This window comes from Actinomycetospora aeridis (genome assembly GCF_037400275.1).
Lineage (GTDB): Bacteria > Actinomycetota > Actinomycetes > Mycobacteriales > Pseudonocardiaceae > Actinomycetospora > Actinomycetospora aeridis.
This window is the reverse complement of sequence record NZ_JBBEGL010000001.1, coordinates 87,557-100,268: the sequence shown is the minus strand read 5'-3', so window position 1 is coordinate 100,268 and position 12,712 is coordinate 87,557. Positions and strand designations below refer to the sequence as shown.

The 12,712-nt window shown below is 74.0% G+C and carries 11 protein-coding genes; 4 read left to right on the top strand and 7 right to left on the bottom strand.

Annotated elements, in window-relative coordinates; all coding sequences use genetic code 11:
• Nucleotides 1-51: 51 nt before the first annotated feature.
• The gene (locus WCD41_RS00440) at nucleotides 52-1,023 is read left to right on the top strand and encodes an ABC transporter ATP-binding protein (RefSeq protein WP_337711398.1); all 972 of its coding nucleotides are present in this window, start codon (nucleotides 52-54) and stop codon (nucleotides 1,021-1,023) included.
• The gene (locus tag WCD41_RS00435) at nucleotides 1,020-2,213 is read left to right on the top strand and encodes an ABC transporter permease (protein ID WP_337711397.1); all 1,194 of its coding nucleotides are present in this window, start codon (nucleotides 1,020-1,022) and stop codon (nucleotides 2,211-2,213) included. Before WCD41_RS00440 ends, WCD41_RS00435 begins: the two co-directional genes overlap by 4 nt.
• On the opposite strand, the gene WCD41_RS00430 is transcribed toward WCD41_RS00435, so the two are convergent.
• The gene (locus WCD41_RS00430; RefSeq protein ID WP_337711396.1) at nucleotides 2,210-3,166 is read right to left on the bottom strand and encodes a TauD/TfdA dioxygenase family protein; all 957 of its coding nucleotides are present in this window, start codon (nucleotides 3,164-3,166) and stop codon (nucleotides 2,210-2,212) included. The genes WCD41_RS00435 and WCD41_RS00430 overlap by 4 nt on opposite strands.
• Nucleotides 3,167-3,267: 101 nt before the next feature.
• On the opposite strand from WCD41_RS00430, the gene WCD41_RS00425 reads away from it, so the two are divergent.
• Nucleotides 3,268-4,254 carry a glycine betaine ABC transporter substrate-binding protein gene (locus WCD41_RS00425; protein ID WP_337711395.1) on the top strand — a complete coding sequence of 329 codons (987 nt, stop codon included), beginning with the start codon at nucleotides 3,268-3,270 and terminating at the stop codon, nucleotides 4,252-4,254.
• Nucleotides 4,255-4,333: 79 nt separating this feature from the next.
• Here WCD41_RS00425 and WCD41_RS00420 read toward each other — a convergent pair whose 3' ends face one another.
• From WCD41_RS00420 to WCD41_RS00400, 5 genes are all read right to left on the bottom strand, one after another.
• Nucleotides 4,334-5,704, bottom strand: a complete 1,371-nt coding sequence (locus WCD41_RS00420) for a cryptochrome/photolyase family protein (protein ID WP_337711394.1) — start codon at nucleotides 5,702-5,704, stop codon at nucleotides 4,334-4,336.
• Nucleotides 5,705-5,748: 44 nt separating this feature from the next.
• Nucleotides 5,749-6,498, bottom strand: coding sequence for a phosphotransferase (locus tag WCD41_RS00415; protein WP_337712309.1), 750 nt, complete (start codon nucleotides 6,496-6,498; stop codon nucleotides 5,749-5,751).
• Nucleotides 6,499-6,561: 63 nt separating this feature from the next.
• On the bottom strand, nucleotides 6,562-7,866 hold the full coding sequence (locus tag WCD41_RS00410) for a citrate synthase (RefSeq protein ID WP_337711393.1): 1,305 nt from the start codon (nucleotides 7,864-7,866) through the stop codon (nucleotides 6,562-6,564).
• Nucleotides 7,867-8,084: 218 nt separating this feature from the next.
• A complete protein-coding gene (locus tag WCD41_RS00405; RefSeq protein ID WP_337711392.1) occupies nucleotides 8,085-9,023 on the bottom strand; it encodes a carbohydrate kinase family protein in 939 nt (312 codons plus the stop codon).
• On the bottom strand, nucleotides 9,020-9,919 hold the full coding sequence (locus WCD41_RS00400; protein WP_337711391.1) for an aldose 1-epimerase family protein: 900 nt from the start codon (nucleotides 9,917-9,919) through the stop codon (nucleotides 9,020-9,022). Before WCD41_RS00400 ends, WCD41_RS00405 begins: the two co-directional genes overlap by 4 nt.
• A gap of 87 nt (nucleotides 9,920-10,006) precedes the next feature.
• On the opposite strand from WCD41_RS00400, the gene WCD41_RS00395 reads away from it, so the two are divergent.
• Entirely contained in the window at nucleotides 10,007-11,455 is a 1,449-nt protein-coding gene (locus WCD41_RS00395; RefSeq protein WP_337711390.1) for an NAD(P)/FAD-dependent oxidoreductase, read from the top strand.
• On the opposite strand, the gene WCD41_RS00390 is transcribed toward WCD41_RS00395, so the two are convergent.
• Nucleotides 11,353-12,711, bottom strand: a complete 1,359-nt coding sequence (locus tag WCD41_RS00390; protein WP_337711389.1) for an MFS transporter — start codon at nucleotides 12,709-12,711, stop codon at nucleotides 11,353-11,355. The genes WCD41_RS00395 and WCD41_RS00390 overlap by 103 nt on opposite strands.
• Nucleotide 12,712 lies beyond the last annotated feature (1 nt).

Here is a 12,712-nt window from a genome sequence, read left to right as displayed (position 1 = left end):
CTCCGGTCGTCGCGCCGATGACCAGCGCTCGTTACCCCTGTCGGGGTCACGATGCGGTTCCGGTCCGGCTCCGACATCCTGATCACCTGCCCGAGGACGGGGGAGAAGATGCTCGAGATCGACGGGGTGTCCAAGCGGTTCGGGGCCACGGTCGCGCTGGACGGGATGTCGTTCACCGTCCGGCCCGGCGAGCTCTACGGGTTCGTCGGCGCCAACGGGGCGGGCAAGACCACGACGATGCGGATCGCGCTCGGCGTGCTCGCCGCCGACGCCGGCGAGGTCCGGCTCGGCGGGCGCGCGCTCGACGCGGCGTCGCGCCGCCGGATCGGCTACATGCCCGAGGAGCGCGGCCTCTACCCGAAGATGGCCGTCGGCACCCAGCTGCGCTACCTCGCCGAGCTGCGGGGCCGCTCGGCCGCCGACGCCCGCGAGGCCGCCGACCGCTGGACCGAGCGCCTCGGGCTCGCCGAGCGCCGCGGCGAGGAGGTCCAGCGCCTGAGCCTCGGCAACCAGCAGCGCGTCCAGCTCGCCGCCGCGCTCGTCGCCGAGCCCGACGTCCTGGTGCTCGACGAGCCGTTCTCCGGGCTCGACCCGATGGCCGTCGACGTCATGACCGAGGTCCTGCGCGAACGCCGTGACGCGGGCGCGCCCGTGGTGTTCTCCTCGCACCAGCTCGAGCTCGTCGAGCGCCTCTGCGACCGCGTCGGGATCGTGCGCGCCGGGCGCCTCGTCGCCGAGGGACCGGTCGCGGAGCTGCGCGCGGCGTCGGCGGTCGAGGTCGTCGTGGACGCGCCGCACGCGCCGCCGGGGTGGGCCGACGCCGTCCCGGGCGTCGCCCGCTCCCGCGACGCCGACGGGGGGACGGTGCTGACGCTGTCCGACGCGTCCGAGGTGACGCTCGGCGCGGTCCTCGACGCCGCCCGCCGTTCCGGGCCGGTGCACGAGTTCCGGCGCCGCCGCCCGAGCCTCGCCGAGATCTACCGCGACGCCGTCTCCGACCAGCACGCCGGGGCGGCGGCGTGACCGGGGGCCTGCGCCCGGTCGGGCTGATCGCCCGGCGGGAGTTCGCCTCGCGGGTCAAGGGGCGGGCGTTCGTCTTCGGCACCCTCGCCGTGCTCGTCCTGCTCGGCGTCTACGCCGCGGTCCTCGCGACGATCGCGTCCGGCGAGGACACCGCGCGGGTCGGCGTCACCGGCCCGGCCACCGCGCTCACGGGCCCCCTCGAGCGGGCCGCGCCCACCGAGGGCCTCGCCCTCACCGTCGTCCCGCAGCCGGACGTCGCCGCGGGCGAGGCGGCCGTCCGCGCCGGGGACCTCGACGCCCTCGTCGGCGGCGACCCGGCGCGTCCGCGGGTGTTCGTCGAGTCCGAGCCCGACGCCGCGCTGGAACGCGTGATCGTCGACGCGACGACCTCCGTGGCGCGGGACGGCTACCTCTCCGGTCGCGGTGTCGACCCGGCGACGCTGGACGCCGTGGTCGCGGAGTCCGGACCGGTCGTCGTCGCCGCCGAGCCCCCGGACCCGCAGGCGGGCCAGCGGCTGGGCCTCGGGCTGACGGGGGCCTTCCTGCTGTTCTTCTCCATCCAGAGCTACGGCGCGATGGTCGCCCAGGGCGTCGTGGAGGAGAAGGCGAGCCGGGTCGTCGAGATCGTCCTGTCGTCGGTGCGGCCGTGGCAGCTGCTGCTCGGCAAGGTGCTCGGGATCGGCGCGGTGGGCCTGCTGCAGCTCGTGATCCTCGGCGGGGCCGGCCTCGCCGTCGCCGGCGCGGCCGGGGTGCTCACCGCCGGCGCGGGGGTGATCACGACCCTCGTCTCGGTGCTGGTCTGGTACCTGCTCGGGTTCGCGCTCTACGCGACGATCTTCGCCGCGGCGGGGTCGCTGGTGTCCCGGCAGGAGGACACCCAGAGCGTGCTCTCCCCGGTGACGATCACCGTGCTGCTCGGGTTCGTCGTCGGCTTCAACTTGCTGACCTCCGACCCGCGCGGCACCGGGATCACCGTGCTCTCGCTGCTGCCGCCGTTCAGCCCGCTGTTCATGCCGGCGCGCATCGCGCTGGGCGTCGCGCCCGCGGGCCAGGTGGTGCTCGCGTTCGTGCTGACGGTCGCGTTCACCGGGGCCGTCCTGGCCCTCGGCGGGCGCATCTACGCGAACTCGGTGCTCCGCACGGGTGCCCGGGTGTCGCTGCGCGAGGCGCTGGGGCGCGCGCGGGGCTAGAAGGGCCGGTCCCCGGCGATCGCGACGCGCTCCGCGACCCGGCGGTGCGGGTGGTAGTCGCCGACCGCGTAGTGCTGGGTCGCGCGGTTGTCCCAGAACGCCACCGTGCCCGGCGCCCACCGGTACCGGACCTGGTACTCGGGGACGTGGGCCTGGGCGAACAGGTGGCGCAGCAGGGCGTCGGACTCGGCCTGCTCGAGACCCTCGATCCGCGTCGTGAACGCGCCGTTGACGTAGAGCGTGCGGCGCCCGGTCTCCGGGTGCGTGCGCACGACCGGGTGGCGCACCGGCGGGAAGACGTGCTGGAGCCGCTCGAGCTTGTCCTCGGGGAGGAAGCGGACGAAGCCCGGCACCATGTCGTGCACGGCCCGCGCGCCGTCGATGCGGGCGAGCACGTCGGGGTCGAGGTTGTCGTACGCGGCCGCCATGTCGGCCCACATCGTGTCGCCGCCGCGGGGCGGGGCCTCGATCATGCGCAGCATCGCGCCCATCGCCGGGTTCGGCCGGAACGTCGTGTCGGCGTGCCAGATGTTCTCGTAGGTCTGGGGGCCGTCGCCGCCCTTGGTGAACCGCACGGTGGCCGGGTCGTCGCCCTGCTCGAGCAGGGGGTTCGTCTCCAGCTCGCCCCAGTGGCGGGCGAGGTCGCGCTGGTCGGCGGGCGCCATGTCCTGGCCGGGGAAGAACAGGACCTTCCACTCCAGCAGCGCGCGGTGGATCTCCGCGCGGAGGGCCGCGTCGGTGTGCGCGAGGTCGACGCCGCGGATCTCCGCGCCGAGGGTGGCCCCGACGGGAATGAGCTCGAACGCGGTCTCGGACGCGGTCTCGGACGTGGTGGAGGGACAGCGCTCGGCGCCGTCGCCGGGCAGCCGGCGCAGGACGCGGCGTCCCTCGAGGAGATCGATGGCCGGGGTGCTCGTCGGCCGGTCGGTTCCCGCAGCAACGGTGCTGGTCACGATCAGCCACGCTCACCGTGGCGGACCACGGACGTCAACGCAATGTGGCGGAGATCGTTTCCCCCCTCGCCTTTACCTCCCGGTGGTGCAACGATCCCGCGATGCTCACACGTTCAGGGCGGGTGGTCGGCGCGACCATCGCCGTGCTCGCGTTCGTCCTCGCCGGCTGCGGCGGCCTCTCCGGCTCCGGTCAGCCCCAGGCCTCCGGCGGCAGCCTCGCCGCCGGCGGCATCAACCTCGCCGGCCAGACGTACACGGTCGGCGGCCAGGAGTTCGACGAGCAGCTGCTGCTCTGCAAGATGAGCGTCGCCGCCCTGCAGTCGGTCGGCGCGACCGTCAACGACCGGTGCAACATCACCGGCTCCGCCGCCGCGCGGCAGGCGCTGGTGTCCGGCGAGATCGACATGGGCTGGTCGTACACCGGCACCGGGTGGATCACGAACCTCGGCAACACCACGCCGATCCCCGACTCCCAGCAGCAGTACGTCGCCGTGCGCGACCAGGACCTGCAGCGCAACCAGATCGTCTGGACCAACCCGACGCCGTTCAACAACACCTACGCGATCGCCACGACGCGGGCCTTCGCGGACGCGAACAACATGCGCACCACCACCGACTGGGCGAACTTCATCAACAGCGGCAACCCGCAGGCCACCACCTGCGTCGAGGCCGAGTTCGCCAGCCGCAACGACGGTCTGCCCAACCTGCTCCAGACCTACGGCGTCACCCGGCCCTACGACGCCCCGCCGGCGCTGACCGTCCTCGACACCGGTGCCATCTACCAGGCCACCGCGAACGGCAACCCGTGCTTCTTCGGCGAGGTGTTCACCACCGACGGCCGCATCCCGGCGCTGAACCTCGTGTCGCTGGCCGACGACCGGAACTTCTTCCCGAAGTACAACGCGTCGAACACGATCCGCAAGCAGGTCGTCGACCGGAACCCGGCCGTCGTCCAGGTCTTCGACCAGATCTCCCCGCGCCTGACCGACGACGTCATGCTCCAGCTCAACGGGCAGATCTCCTCGCAGGGCCGTGACGCCGGGCAGGTGGCCACCGAGTTCCTGCAGCAGCAGGGCCTCATCGGCTGATCGTCCGCCGTCCCCGGTACCGACCGAAGGGCCCCTTCGCTCGATCTCGTCGAGCGGGGCCCTTCGGTCGTCGGCGTCGTCAGAGCTTGTTGAAGCGGTCCAGCGCCTCCTGGCGCTCGGCCTTGTGGTCGACGACCGGCTCCGGGTAGTCCGCCGGGGGCTCGGGGAGCTTCCAGGGCTGGTGGACCTTCTTGCCCGGGACGTCCGCGAGCTCCGGCACCCAGCGGCGCACGTAGTCGCCCTGCGGGTCGAAGCGCTCCCCCTGGGTCACGGGGTTGAACACGCGGAAGTACGGCGCGGCGTCGGTGCCCGTGCCGGCGGCCCACTGCCAGCCGTGCTGGTTCGAGGCGAGGTCGCCGTCGACGAGGAGCTCCATGAAGTGCCGGGCGCCCCACCACCACGGCAGGTGCAGGTCCTTCACCAGGAACGACGCGACGGCCATGCGCATGCGGTTGTGCATCCACGCCTCGCCGCGCAGCTGGCGCATCGCCGCGTCGATGGCCGGGAAGCCGGTGCGCCCCTCCTGCCAGGCGCGGAACTTCTCGTCCGCCGCCTTCCCGGAGTCGAGCGGGATGCGGTCGAACTTGGTGTCGAAGTTCTCGCGCGCCGAGCGCGGGAAGAACCAGAGCACCGAGGCGTAGAAGTCCCGGAAGCACAGCTCGTTGCGGTAGGACGTCGGGCCCTGCCCCGACCCTCCGAGGTCGGCGAGCAGCGTGCGCGGGTGCACCACCCCGTACTTGAGGTACACCGACATCCGCGAGGTGGCCGGGCGGTCGGGGCGGTTGCGCAGCTCGTCGTAGTCGTCGAGGTGCTCGTCGACGAACGCCGCCCACTGCTCCCGCGCGGCGCGCTCCCCCGCGGCGGGCAGCTCGGCGTCGGGCGCCTCGTCGTCGGGGACCTTGACGGCGCGCGGCCCGCCGTCCTTCTCCGACGGGTCCAGCCAGGTGACGGTCGACGCGTCGGTGTCGGCGGGCTCCCGCCAGCCGTGCTGCGTCCAGACGCGGCTGAACGGCGTGTAGACCTTGTAGGGCTCGCCGTCGGACTTCGTGATCCGCCCGGGCGCGACGGCGTACGGCGAGCCGGTGCGGACGAGCTCGACGCCGTCGAGGGCCTTCTCGACGGCCTCGTCGCGCTCGCGGCCGTAGGGCCCGAAGTCGGCCGCGACGTGCACGCTGCCGGCCCCGACGGCGTTCGCGAGCTTCGGGATCGCCTCGGCCGGGTCACCGCGGACGACGAGCAGCCGCCCGCCCAGGGACTCGTCGAGGTCCCGGAGGCTGCGGTACAGGAACGTCCGGCGGGCCTTCCCCGCCGGCCCGAGCAGCTTCTCGTCCAGCACGAACACCGCCAGCGACCGTTCCGCCCGCGACGCCGCCTCGAGGAAGATCGGCTGGTCGTGCACGCGCAGGTCGCGCCGGAACCACACGATCGCCGTGTCGTCGAGATCGCTCATGGGTTCCGGCTACCCCGGCGGGCGGACACTACGCCCGGCCGGCCTCACGCCACCGCGAGCTGTGCCAGCGAGGCGCCGACGAGCGCGTCGTCGCCGGTGTCGAGCCCGTGGACGACGGCGTAGCACGGAGCGACGGCCCGCCAGTCGTCGGCGCGCGCGGTCAGGTCCGCCCCGTAGGCCTCGACGACCGCCGCCGCGACCGCCGGGCCGTGCCCGAGCAGCGGCCAGACGAGATCCTTCGCGGGATCGCCGGCCCGGGCGTCGGACCAGTCGATGACGCCGGTGATGCGACCGCCGACGGCGAGGACGTGGTCTCCCCGCAGGTCGCCGTGCACGGGCGTCGACGCCGGGGCCGCGCGCAACCGCTCGAGGCGCGACGTCAGCGGTCCGGGATCGGGCAGGCGCGGCAGGACGTCGGCCACGAAGCGGTCGAACGCCGCGTCCCGCCAGCCGCGGGTGATCTCGGGAGCCGGCAGGCCGTGGGCCACCGCCTCGTCCATCGGCACGGCGTGCAGGAGGCGCAGGAACGCCCCGAGCACGGCGCCCTGCTCGGCGTCGAGCGCGACGAGCGCCGTCCCGGGCAGGAACCCGTGCGACACCACGAGGGGCGACCCGCCGACGACCACGGGCCGCGGCACGGGCAGCGGCAGGCGGTCGGCGAGCCACGGCAGCAACTCCGCCTCACGACGCAGCCCCGCGGCGGCGCCGGGCCGGCGTGCGGTGCGCTCGACCCGGCGGCCGTCGACGAGCACGGCGTCGCTGTCCCACCCGGAGCCGAGCGGGACGCGCGTGATCGACGGGGACTTCCGACGCCTAGAAGCAGCGAGATACCCGTTCGCTGCAGCAGGAGGACACGCCTACCGCTGGTCCATGCCCACGTAGGAGCGCTCGGTCGGCCCCGTGTAGACCTGGCGCGGGCGGCCGATGCGGGTGTCCGGGTCGTCGATCATCTCGCGCCAGTGGGCGATCCAGCCGGGCAGGCGGCCGATGGCGAAGAGCACCGTGAACATCTCGGTCGGGAAGCCCATCGCCTGGTAGATCAGGCCGGTGTAGAAGTCGACGTTCGGGTAGAGCTTGCGCTCGACGAAGTAGTCGTCGTGGAGCGCGTACTCCTCGAGGCGCATCGCGATGTCGAGCATCTCGTCGCCGCCGCCGAGCTTCTCGATGATGCCGCGGGCGGTGTCGCGCACGATCGCGGCGCGCGGGTCGTAGTTCTTGTAGACCCGGTGCCCGAAGCCCATGAGCCGGACGCCGGGCTCCTTGTTCTTGACCTTCTTGACGAACTCGTCGGCGTTGCCCTCGTTGTCGCGGATGCCCTCGAGCATCGTGAGCACCGCGGCGTTGGCGCCACCGTGCAGCGGGCCGAACAGGGCGTTGATGCCCGCCGAGATCGAGGCGAACAGGTTGGCCTGGGCGGAGCCGACCATCCGCACCGTCGACGTCGAGCAGTTCTGCTCGTGGTCGGCGTGCAGGATGAGCAGCATGTCCAACGCCTTGGCGACGTCGGGGTCGATCTCGTAGTTCTCCGCCGGGAGCCCGAACGTCAGGCGCAGGAAGTTCTCGACCAGCCCCAGGTTGTTGTCCGGGTAGAGGAACGGCTGGCCGATCGAGTTCTTGTAGGCGTAGGCGGCGATCGTCGGCACCTTGGCCAGCAGGCGGACGCTGGAGAGGTCGACGTTCGGCTCGTCGAACGGGTCGAGCGAGGACTGGTAGAACGTCGAGAGCGCCGACACGGCCGACGACAGCACCGGCATCGGGTGCGCGTCCTTCGGGAAACCGTCGAAGAACTTCTTCAGGTCCTCGTGCAGCATCGTGTGCCGCTGGATCTGGTCGGTGAACGTCTCGAGCTGCTGCTTGTTCGGCAGCTCGCCGTACATCAGCAGGTAGCTGGTCTCGACGAACGTCGAGTTCTTCGCCAGCTCCTCGATGGGGTAGCCGCGGTAGCGCAGGATGCCCGCGTCACCGTCGATGTAGGTGATGTCCGAGCGGCAGGCGCCGGTGTTCACGAAGCCCGGGTCGAGGGTGATCAGGCCCGTCTCGCCGAGCATCTTCCCGAGGGAGACGCCCGAGGAGCCCTCGGTCGCCTCGACGATCTCCATGGTGTGCTCGCCGCCCGGGTACGACAGCGTGGCGGTGCGCTTCTCGGAATCCTCGCTGGCCATCGGCAGTCAGTCCCTCTCGCGCGCGTCGTGAGCGGGGAGGGCGGCGGCGCCGGCTCGGCGAGCGAGGTGCCGGGCCGCCCGGCCGCCGGGGGTGTCCCGCGGCGCGCTCCCGCAGCAGTGGTCGTTCGAGCGCGAACCGTAGCGCCCGCGAGGTCCGCGACGCAGCACGAGTCCCGGCGCCGCGTGGCGTGGGCCCCGTCACTCGGGTGACGACGGTGTTACGCGGCCCGCTCGAGCTCGTGGCGCCACGGGGGTTCCGCACCCGCCCGCGAGACCGTCCAGGCCGCGACCCGGGACGCGAACTCGAGCGCCGCGGCCCACGCGTCGCCGTCGAGGCGCGCGACGGCGTCGCGGGAGAGCGCGTCGTGGTCCGCGAGCCACGCCAGCAGGGCGCCGTGCACGCTGTCGCCCGCCCCGATGGTGTCCACCAGCGGCCCGACGCTCGCCGCGGGCGCCGACACCTCGCCGGCCGGGGTGTGGGCCGTGAGGCCCGAGGAGCCACGCGTGAGCACCACCGCGCCCGCCCCGGCGTCGAGCACGTCCTGCGGGGAGCGGCCCCACCGGTCGGCGTCCTCGTCGGACATCTTCACCAGGCCGGCCACCGCCGCGATCCGGTCGAGACGGGCGACCACCGCGTCGGGGTCGTCGACGAGCCCGGGCCGCAGGTTGGGGTCGAGGCTCACCAGGCGCCCGCGCCCGGCCTCCCGGACGGCGAGCTCGGCGTAGCGCGACGCCCCGGGCTCGAGGACCAGCGACAGCGTCCCGACCGAGACCGCGGCCGTGTCGCGCGGCAGCTCGCCGGGGTCGTCGACCAACCGGTCGGCGCTGCCGGCGACGTGGAAGGAGTACCGGGCCGCGCCGTCGGCGTCGAGGGTGACGACGGCGAGGGTGGTCGGTTCGGGCCCGCGCTGGAGCAGCGTCGTGTCGACGCCGTTGGCCTCGAGCCGGTGGACGAGCGCGTCGCCGAAGGAGTCGGTGGACAGGCGCGTGAGCATCGTCGTCGGGACCCCGAGGCGCCCGAGGCCGACGGCGGTGTTGAACGGCCCGCCGCCGAGGCGCGGGGCCAGCGGGGTCAGGGCGGGCTCGTCGGGGTGCCCGTCCCCGGTGGGGACCAGGTCGACGAGCGCTTCACCCCCGACGACGACGCGGCCGGTCATGGCGTTCCTCCCGGGGAGATCCCCCATCGGACGGTCCAGGTCTCCCCCGGCGCGAGCACGTGCAGGTCCTGCCCCGAGTTCGCGGCGTCGGCCGGGCAGGTCATGGGCTCGACGGCCACGGCGCGGCCCCGGCCGGCGAGGTCGTCGGGCGTGAAGACCATGACCCAGCGGATGTTCTCGTCGCCCCACAGCGCGGTGGCGCGGCCGTCGGGGGCGTGGAGCACACCCAGCACGCCGTCCGGCCCCGGGGCGGCGCCGAAGCAGGTGTCGAGCGCGAGGTCGCCGACGCGGCGGCCCCCGCGGAGGTCCTCGTCCGGCGTCACCGGGCGCACCCCGGTCGGGATCATCCGCTCGTCGGTGTCGACGACCCGGTCGGCCGCCAGCGTGAGCGTGCAGTCGGCGGGCGCGACGTCGCCGACGCGCAGGTAGGGATGGGTGCCCACGCCCGCGGGGACGTCGACGTCGCCCGTGTTCGTCAGCGCGTGGGTGACCGTGAGCCCGGCCGGGGTGACGGCGTAGGTGGTCTCGACGTGCAGCGGGCCCGGCCAGCCCGAGGAGGCGTCGACGTCGGCGGCGAGCCGCACGGCGTCGTCGGCGCGCTCGGCCACCCGCCACGGACGCCGTCGCAGCAGGCCGTGGATGGCGTTCCCGCGTGCGGCCTCGGTGACGTCCAGGCGGTACTCGCGGCCGCGCCACGTGTAGGCCGCCCCCGCGATGCGGTTGGGCCAGGGCACCAGGACACCGCCGGCCCCCATCGGCGGGGTCTCCTCGACGTCGAAGGTCTCGACGCGGTCGAGCCCGTCGACGGACAGGGCCCGCAGCCCGCCGCCGACCTCCGTGACGACGGCGCGGGTCGCGCCGGCGACGAGGTCGATCTGCTCGCCGGTCGGGTGCACGGCGGCACACGCTAGCGGTGTGACGATCGGTTTGCGTGTGCCCGCGAGGGGTTTCGTCCCCCGGCCGGAACGGTCACTGGACCGGACATGAGGAGCGAGGAGGACACCGGGTCCGGCCGCGTGCCGAAGGTGGTGGTCGTCGGGGGCGGGTTCGCCGGCTTCCAGGCGGCGCGATCACTCGCGCGGCGCATGGGCGACGCCGTCGACATCGTGCTCGTCAGCCCCACCAACTACTTCCTCTACCTGCCGCTGCTGCCCGAGGTCGCCGCCGGGATCCTCGAGCCGCGCCGCATCTCGGTGGCCCTGGCCGACGCGCTGCCGCGCTGCGTGCGCCACGCGCCCGGCGAGGTGGACGAGCTGGACCTCGACGCGCACCGCATCGGATGGCTCGACCCCGAGGGCATCCACCACGAGACCACCTGGGACCGCCTGGTGATCGCCGCGGGCAGCGTCCACAAGGTGCTGCCGGTGCCCGGCGTCACCGAGTACGCGCAGGGCTTCCGCGGCGTGCCCGAGGCGCTCTACCTGCGTGACCACCTCATCCGGCAGGTCGAGCTCGCGGCGGTGTGCGACGACCCGGAGGAGCGGGCCGCCCGCCTGACCACGGTCGTCGTCGGCGGCGGCTACACGGGCACCGAGGTCACCGCCCAGGGCTTCCTGTTCACGAAGGAGCTCGCGGCGGGCCGGGGGCTGGCGGAGGTCCCGCAGTGGGTGCTGGTCAGCCGCGGTGAGCTGCTCTCCGGGCTCGACCCGCACCTGGGCCGCAACGCCGACCGCGTGCTGCGGGAGCGCGGGATCGACGTGCGCACCCACGAGCAGGTCGAGGAGGCCACCGGCGGCGGGGTGCGCCTCCGCTCGTCGGGCGAGCACGTCCCGACCCGCACCCTGTTGTGGTGCGTCGGCGTGCGCCCCGACCCGATCATCGACGACCTCGGGGTCGAGGTCGACCAGGGCCGGATCGTCACCGACACCCGGCTGCGCGTGCCGGGCCACCCGCACGTGTTCGCCTGCGGGGACGCGGCCGCCGTGCCCGACCGCGCCCGCCCCGGCGAGTACACCGCGATGACCGCCCAGCACGCCGAGCGCCAGGGACGTCTGGCGGGCCGCAACGTCGCCGCGTCCCTCGGGCGCGGCCGCGGCAAGGCCTACAAGCACCGCGACCTCGGCTTCGTGGTGGACCTCGGCGGCTACGACGCCGCGGCGAACCCGCTGGGCGTCAAGCTGACCGGCGGGCCCGCCCACGTCGTGGCCCGCGGGTACCACCTGCTGGCGATGCCGGGCAACCGCGTGCGCACCGCGGTCGACTGGCTGATGGACGCGCTGCTGCCGCGCCAGACCGCGCAGCTCGGGCTGGTGCGCTCCCCCGCGGTGCCGCTGGACTCCGCGTCGCCCGAGGTGCCGCAGCACGGCCTGGGGTTCCCGCACGCCCCGGGTCAGGCGTCCGATCCGTCGTCGCGGGCCACCTTCCCGCCCCGGTCCGGCGGGTCGGCCGAGGCCGCGTCCCCGGAGGACTCGTCCCCCACCGGCGCCCGGTAGCGCCAGAAGACCGGGAAGATCGCGACGACCAGGACCGTCAGCACGATCACGCCGATGCCGCCGACGAAGGTCGCGGCGCCCGTGCCCCAGGCGTCGGCGGCCGGGCCGTGCCACAGGTCGCCGACGCGCGGCCCGCCGGCGACGACGACGGTGAACACGCCCTGCATGCGCCCGCGCATCTGGTCGGTCGCGACCACCTGCAGCATCGTCTGCCGGAACACCGCGCTGACCAGGTCGGCGGCGCCGGCCACGGCGAGCAGCGTCACGGCGAGCCAGAGCATCGAGGTCAGGCCGGACAGGGCGACGCCCAGGCCCCACACGCAGATCGCGATCGTCACGGCGACGCCCTGGCGCCGGATGCCGTGCAGGCGCCCCGAGAACAGCCCGCCGAGGGTCGCGCCGATCGCGATCGAGGCGAACAGTGCCCCGAGGGCGAAGCCGCCGCCCGGTGGGTCGCCGAACACCCGCTCGGCGGCCTCCGGGAACACCGCCCGCGGCATGCCGACCGCCATCGCGACGATGTCGACGAGGAACGACACGAGCAGCACCTGGCTGGTCGCGATGTAGCGGAAGCCGGCCAGGACGTCGGCGAACCCGGCGCTGCGGCGCACCGCGCGGAACGCGCCGCGCACCCCGCCGGGGCCGTCGCCGACCGGCAGGCGCGGCAGGTTGAACGCCGCCCAGATCGCCGCGGCCAGGCAGGCGGTGTCGACGAAGTAGAGGATGCCGACCGAGCTGAAGGTCAGGACGACGCCCGCGAGCAGCGGGCCCGCGATCGCACCGACCTGGTTGACCGTGAACAGCAGCGTGTTCGCGGCCGGCAGCTCGTCGTTCGGCAGGATCCGGGGCAGCACCGCGGCGCGGGTCGGCTGGTTGATCGCGAGGAACGCGGTCTGGACCGCGTAGAGCGTGAGGATCGTCCAGGGCCCGCCGATGTTCGTGACGGAGACGACGCCGAGCAGGGCCGAGGTGATCGCGATGCCCGTGCCCGTGAACACCAGCAGGCCGCGGCGGTCCACGGCGTCGGCGATCGCGCCGCCCCAGAGCCCGAAGACGATCAGCGGGACGAGCCCGAACAGGCCGACCAGTCCGACCCAGGCCGACGAGCCGGTCAGCTGGTAGAGCTGCGTCGGGACGGCGACGACGGTGAGCTGGGCGCCGACGACCGTGACGATCGCGGCGATCCAGAGTCGCTTGAACGCCGGGGTGCGCAGCGGCGTCGTGTCGGCGAGGAAGCCGCGCCCTGTTCGTGCCACG

Excerpts from the sequence above, each read along its gene's own strand:
- WCD41_RS00410 (WP_337711393.1), bottom strand. The coding sequence starts at position 7,866 with ATGGCCAGCGAGGATTCCGAGAAGCGCACCGCCACGCTGTCGTACCCG.
- WCD41_RS00420 (WP_337711394.1), bottom strand. The coding sequence starts at position 5,704 with ATGAGCGATCTCGACGACACGGCGATCGTGTGGTTCCGGCGCGACCTG.
- WCD41_RS00425 (WP_337711395.1), top strand. The coding sequence starts at position 3,268 with ATGCTCACACGTTCAGGGCGGGTGGTCGGCGCGACCATCGCCGTGCTC.
- WCD41_RS00405 (WP_337711392.1), bottom strand. The coding sequence starts at position 9,023 with ATGACCGGCCGCGTCGTCGTCGGGGGTGAAGCGCTCGTCGACCTGGTC.
- WCD41_RS00440 (WP_337711398.1), top strand. The coding sequence starts at position 52 with ATGCGGTTCCGGTCCGGCTCCGACATCCTGATCACCTGCCCGAGGACG.
- WCD41_RS00395 (WP_337711390.1), top strand. The coding sequence starts at position 10,007 with ATGAGGAGCGAGGAGGACACCGGGTCCGGCCGCGTGCCGAAGGTGGTG.